The sequence below is a fragment of the Mesorhizobium helmanticense genome (assembly GCF_003034915.1).
Classification (GTDB): domain Bacteria; phylum Pseudomonadota; class Alphaproteobacteria; order Rhizobiales; family Rhizobiaceae; genus Mesorhizobium; species Mesorhizobium helmanticense.
Window position 1 is genome coordinate 1 of the sequence record NZ_PZJX01000098.1, and the last position, 5,669, is coordinate 5,669.

The 5,669-nt window shown below is 61.5% G+C and carries 3 protein-coding genes; all 3 read right to left on the bottom strand.

Annotated features, from left to right (window positions below; all coding sequences use genetic code 11):
* Positions 1–82: 82 nt before the first annotated feature.
* Entirely contained in the window at positions 83–4,240 is a 4,158-nt protein-coding gene (locus C9427_RS33370) for a DUF4132 domain-containing protein (RefSeq protein WP_107653170.1), read from the bottom strand.
* 3 nt (positions 4,241–4,243) lie between these two features.
* Positions 4,244–4,720: a hypothetical protein gene (locus C9427_RS33375; protein ID WP_146172649.1), complete on the bottom strand. Its 477-nt coding sequence runs from the start codon at positions 4,718–4,720 to the stop codon at positions 4,244–4,246.
* Positions 4,721–5,421: 701 nt separating this feature from the next.
* Entirely contained in the window at positions 5,422–5,625 is a 204-nt protein-coding gene (locus tag C9427_RS33380) for a substrate-binding domain-containing protein (protein WP_245437295.1), read from the bottom strand.
* Positions 5,626–5,669 lie beyond the last annotated feature (44 nt).

Here is a 5,669-nt window from a genome sequence, read left to right on the forward strand (position 1 = left end):
TGAGCGTGCGGTGGGCCGCAAGAGGCTCGGGCATCACGGCGCCGATGGCAGTACCGCGGGTTGCCAACCGGCGCTGGAGCGCTCAGGCCCCGTTGATCTGCCGCAGGATCGAGGGATCCTTGATCTTGTCGTCAGCCGCGAGCATGAGCGCCTTCGAGATAATGATGGATAGTGTCCGGTCACCATCGAACGGCACGAAGAAGCGCTCCTTTGCCTCGGGCGTCTGTGACGGCACGATGCAAAGATATTTGTCGTCCGGCTCCATCAGAATGTTGCTCGAGTTGAAGTGAATGCGATAGGCGCGCAGTTCGCCCTGCACCCGCAGATATTTGTCCGCGACCTCGCATTTGGGCGCTATGGACAGCGACGGCAGCAGCTCCGACACGAGTTCGCGACGAAGCTTCGCGCCTTCGGCCATCTCAATGAAGCTGGCGCGGTTCCAATATTCGGCCGCCACGCGCTCCCACTGGTTCGGACGCCGCGCCTCTGCGCCTCGGTTGATCCAGTTCGGATCGGTGCCGATGGAGGCGACGCCAACGAACAGGTCGCAATCGCGCATCACCTCGCTGAAGACGATCGGCGGCACGTCCTCCAGCCGGACGCATTCCGCGCCGCGATGGAACCGCACCTGATCTGTGTTGACGTAAACATAGGCGCCAGATTCCAAAACTTCTGGGTCATCGCCGCCGGCGCCCTCGACAAAAATCTCCGCCCATAGGCCGAAGGCCGGCATGTTGATCTTGGTCGGCTCGTCGTTCGGCGCGTCAACCCACATGCGATGCCGGCAGCTCCAGCCGCGCGTCTTCGCCAGCGCCATGTACTGGTGCTGCTTGAGGATATGCGCGGCAAAGCGGTTGGAATAGGTCTCTGTTGCGCGCTCGGCATCGGTCAACAGATAGAGCTCGCGATGTGCCTGCTTGAACGGCTGCCGCACCTCACGGCTCATGACGAAGCGTCGCCACGCCACCACCGCCTCGGCTGATGCCTCAATCGGATGCCAGAGCGTCACTGTAGCGCCGGCCCGAGCCTCTGCCGCCGCTTCGCCATTGGCGTCGAGGAACTGTCCATCCCGCCATATCGCAGCCGTGACTCCGCTGCCGGCGTCGAAATTCCAGATCAGCCGGCGCGCGGTCGCCCCGACGATTGGATGGTCGACATAGCGCTCCTTCCAGACAGAAAAATCCCAAATGCGGCGCTGGAGATAGACCTGCTCGATGCGTTCCTTCTGCACCGGCAGCACACGGCCGATTTCGTCCGCCGCCTCTCGCAATTCCTTGAACGCATCCGTTTTCTTGAGCTCCGCCGGAACTGTCTTCAACGGCTTGCCGGTCGGCGAGCGGCACTCGAAGACAACATCGCCGTCGGCGATCTTCAATTCGACTGTGTAGCCGTCGATGTCCTCTACGATGACGCCATCCGGCCCTAAGCCGAAATCCGGCACAGCCATTTCTTCGAGTTCGGCGACAGTCAGACCGGCTTTCTCTGCCGCCTCGCGCATCGCCTTCTCGATCTGGTTCGACACGCGGTTGTCGCGCACTGAGCGGCGGATGCGGCCCATCGACACGACGGCATCCCTGGAGGCAATCTGGCCAAGCGCCCAGAGGCAAGCATTGGCGGCCGTCAGGGAGCGGAAGATCCCGCCACCATAGAGCTTTTGCAGCAATTGCTCCGCCACCGCGCCGAAGAAATGCTCGTCGCCTGGCCGCGGGTTGGCAGCAAGCGCCCAAACGGCACCTTTGACCAACAAGCTATTCGTGTCACTAAACGTGTCGGGATAGGGCGAGCGGCTGAACGACTTTCGGTGGTAGGCAAAGCCGGCATCATTGTTTCCGCGGACTGGGAAGGTCGATTCGCACTGGTGCGCAAACGCCGCCGCTTCGGCCTGGCTAAAGCCCGCCGCCGTCACGGCTTTCAAGGTCCCTGCGATGTAGGTCAGGAAAGCGTATTCTGCCCTGTCCTTATGATCCTTCGGGCTGATCGGATGATCGAGGATTTGGCCAACCCACGCTCTGAGGGTGGCGCGTACCTTCTCTTGTCCGAACTCTGCGCCGATTGCAGCAACCGACTTCAGCCACTTATCCGTCGGCGCCGATGATGACGCGCTCATGAGATGCCGCGCCAGCTTCCACTGCGCATCCGCACCCCCGAGATTGAGCATTTCCGGCCGTGGCGGCGCGTCTTGTGACCAGTCGGGCACCGGGCGCTGAAAGGTCTCAGCCCTCGCGAGGCTCTTTTGCGCCCGGGCCAGGCTGATCGGCATGGCCTGGCCGGACCGGATGCGCAAGGCGACATTACCGTGACGGTAGGGTGTCGGCTTCACACCGAAGGCAATCTGGTGGAACTGCTTGAGCCGATCCGAATGCAAGGCAGCGCCGACGGCGGCATCCAAGGCATCGGCATCGTCTGCCGCGACCCCAATGAAGCGCTCTTTGATGCCGGGATAGAGCCGATTCACCTCTTCGACATAGCCAAGCAGTTCGGCATCGCTGACGCGTGCGGCCGGATGGGGCTGCAAAGACACGTAAGTTATGTTTGTCAATTGGAATGGCGCCGTGCCGGCTTCTTCGCCACCGCCGAGGAGCGCGTCGAGCCGCGCCAGCATTTTCATGTGTGGTCCGGAGCTGTCGATCTTGCTGGCGCTACACAGGCGTTCCCGCAGGCGCTCCAGGGTGATGCGCGTATCCTCACCGAAATTGCTTCGCGCGTGCGACTCGACCATCGACACATGTTTGCCGAAGTTCGCCAGCAGGCGCGGATTTGATGTGATGTGCGCATGGTCCGCGCCGAGCTGGTTTGCGCGCCAGATGCACCGCATGTAGGCGTCGACTAAATCCGCATTCCAGCCGCCATGGTGTTCGGCAAGGAGGTCCAGACAGTCCTGCTGCGACGACGTCAGGCAGCCCACCCACAAGCTCGTCGGAAGCATTTGCTGCGGCCCGAGAAACGACATGATGGCGCGCATGCCGTCAGGGGTCATTGCCGCTATCATGGGTTTGGCGATGGCAAGCTTCGCCGCTCTGATGACATCGGCGCCTTGCCGCGGCATTTCGACAGCGTTGCAAGCTTCGGCCATCTGACGAAGAAGAAGTTCGCCAGCGGCCAATTCCGCTGGCAAGGACGGGCTCATGTCGAGCTTGCGGCCTTGAGCGGGCTTGGCGGTCGGCTGCGGGGCGGCCTTGAGCAGCGCATCCAGCCGATCCATCATCTTCAGGTGCTCGGCCGGGTCGTGAATCGCACTCGCATTGCGAAGGCCATCGCAATAGGCAGCCAGTACCGCGCGCGTGGAACGCCCCATGGCGTCCTTCACAAAGGCCTCGACGAGGCCGACATGGATGCCGAGGCGCTTTAGTTCCGGCCGGTTGGAAACGAAGATGTCGCGATAGGGCTGCGCGCGCCGGATTGCCCAGAGCGAGAGCATATATTCGTCGACAAGTTCGGGCGTCCAGCCTTTGTAGAACTCGGCAAGCTTCTCCAGCACCTGAGCCGGATAGGCGGCGAAGCGCGTAAAATCGATATGGCTGAAGAACTGCCGCTCGACAGGCAGGCAAGCGAAAATGGCACACAGCTCCTGCTGTGTGAGCTGAGCAATGAGCGGCGCCATCACTATTTGCCGCGCTTCGGTCCACGCGGCGTCAGGCCCGATCTCCGTCAACCTTTGCGGATCAGCCCGCGCTGCGGCGTTGGCCTCGGCCAGCCGGCTCAGCACCCGCTCGCCGGCCTCGACGGTCACTGCGGGATAGGCCGGCTGTTTCAGCGGGTCGCTGCCCGCCGTGGAGGCCGACAGCGCATCGGCAAATGTCGCGCCGAACATGCGCGCTACATTCGCGATAGCTGCCGCGCCGTATGCCACTTCCTTGGGCTGCGGATTTGCTGTCCGGGCTGGTTCAAGATGCGACATCTCGCGTGGCGCGGTGTTTCCTGCGAGACCGGCAGGTGACGCCGCCGGCGAGCCCGGCCGCTGGATCCAGGGTGAGTCGCTCTTCTTCAGCCCATCGGCCACCGACGCGCCGAGGACGCGCGCGATGCCAGCCAGCGCCGACGGATCGCTGCCGCGCTCGCCACCCTTGGCGGACCCTGCGTCCCGCCGACCGAAAGCCCCAGTCGGCCGCTTGTCACGCCCGGCGCGAGCTGCCGCAGCGGCATCCTTTTCGAGGTCCTGTCGCGACGGGAGTTCTTTCCCGGCAGTCTCCGCTGCCCCTCCAACGCTGTCGGCGAGTTTTCCAAACAATTTCTTGAACAAGGATCAGCCTCCAACCAGCTGCAGCAACCGCACGAAACGCACCGTTGATATTGGCGTCAGCCGCAGTGGAGCCCTCAAGTCTTCGACCTGCTTGCCATCGACCACGACGAAGAATGCGTTGTTCTCAAAGCCCAACAGCGCGGTGCGCTGCATATGCTCGATCTTGCGCTCCAAGGTGGCGGTGCCTTCCGGCGCATGCTTCCAGGCGACCAGTGGATGATCCGGCGGCAGCCCCGTCGCCAGGTCGCTGGCACGCTCGACTTCGAGGCGTACGCGCTCCTTGATGAGGTCTTCAAGCGTGACGTCGATTCCCTCGCGCCAGTTGAGCACCATACCAGGATCAACCGGGCGCGCATTGATGCTGTCCATGATCCGGATGTTTAAGCCCATGAGATCCCCCGGCCCGCCGCTGGACGTCACCAAAGCGGAAAAAGGTAAAGAGAGGATAAGAAGAGCGCTGAAGATTTTCCCGAAGGTCAAATGAAGGTGAATGGCGCGTTACTCTGGAAGGGTTCACCGAGCATTGTTCGCTCACCCGATCCACCCAGCGACAGGCGGCCCTTTCTAGCGCGTGGGTGGTCGCTCTCGTCGCCTTCAGGCGGAGTTCGAGTCGAGAGCTCGGGCGAGATTACAAAACCGCAATTAGATCAGTTATTTAGATACAGTATTTGGTGAGCCCGGCGAGGCGTCGTCTTTTCAACGAAAACAAGCGGTTAGCGGGTAATTAGCCAAACTGTGTCTTCGCAGGTTCTCGTATGGCCCAAAGTAGAAACCTGATTAGCTTCAGGAGTTTGTTCGGCGGGCTAAATGTTCATACGTGATTTGCCAAGGGTCGCTCTCGGAAGATCTTTCCTCGCCGATCCAATGGAAGCTGTTGGCAGTGATCTCAGTGAAACGCCATCGAGTTTTCAGACCGCGCGAGTCATCGCCGATCTGGACAATGTCCTTACCCTCGGCCCGCCCGATCTGGCGCGAGTAATCTTGGTTGAGGGGGGTCAGCCCAGATGATATGCCAGCCACCGATCCCAGGATCGAAGATGCGCAAAGTCGTGCCATACATGACAGGAGCATATCCTGGCTGCTCTGAAACACCAGTTCTGGGACAAGGACGGACTTTTGGCACGAATGCGTCCGATGTGATTTCGGGTCGTGCCAAGGAGGCTTAACGCGACGCCGTCGGGCTAGGATCTTAGATCCTTTCTGGTTGTCCCACGCTCTATCAGCCGCGCCGAAACGACGACGGGTTTTGCCGCCAGCGGTTTGCCTTTTTCGGCCGACAGCACGATCGAAAGCGTCTCGTCCACCATCGCCGCCGCGTCATGCGTGAAAGTCGTCAGGTCGACGGAAGCCCAGGAAGCCGCGGGAATATCGTCGAAGCCCGCCACGAGGGTTGCGAATCTTCATGGTTTCCTCCCGTTGGATCACAAAA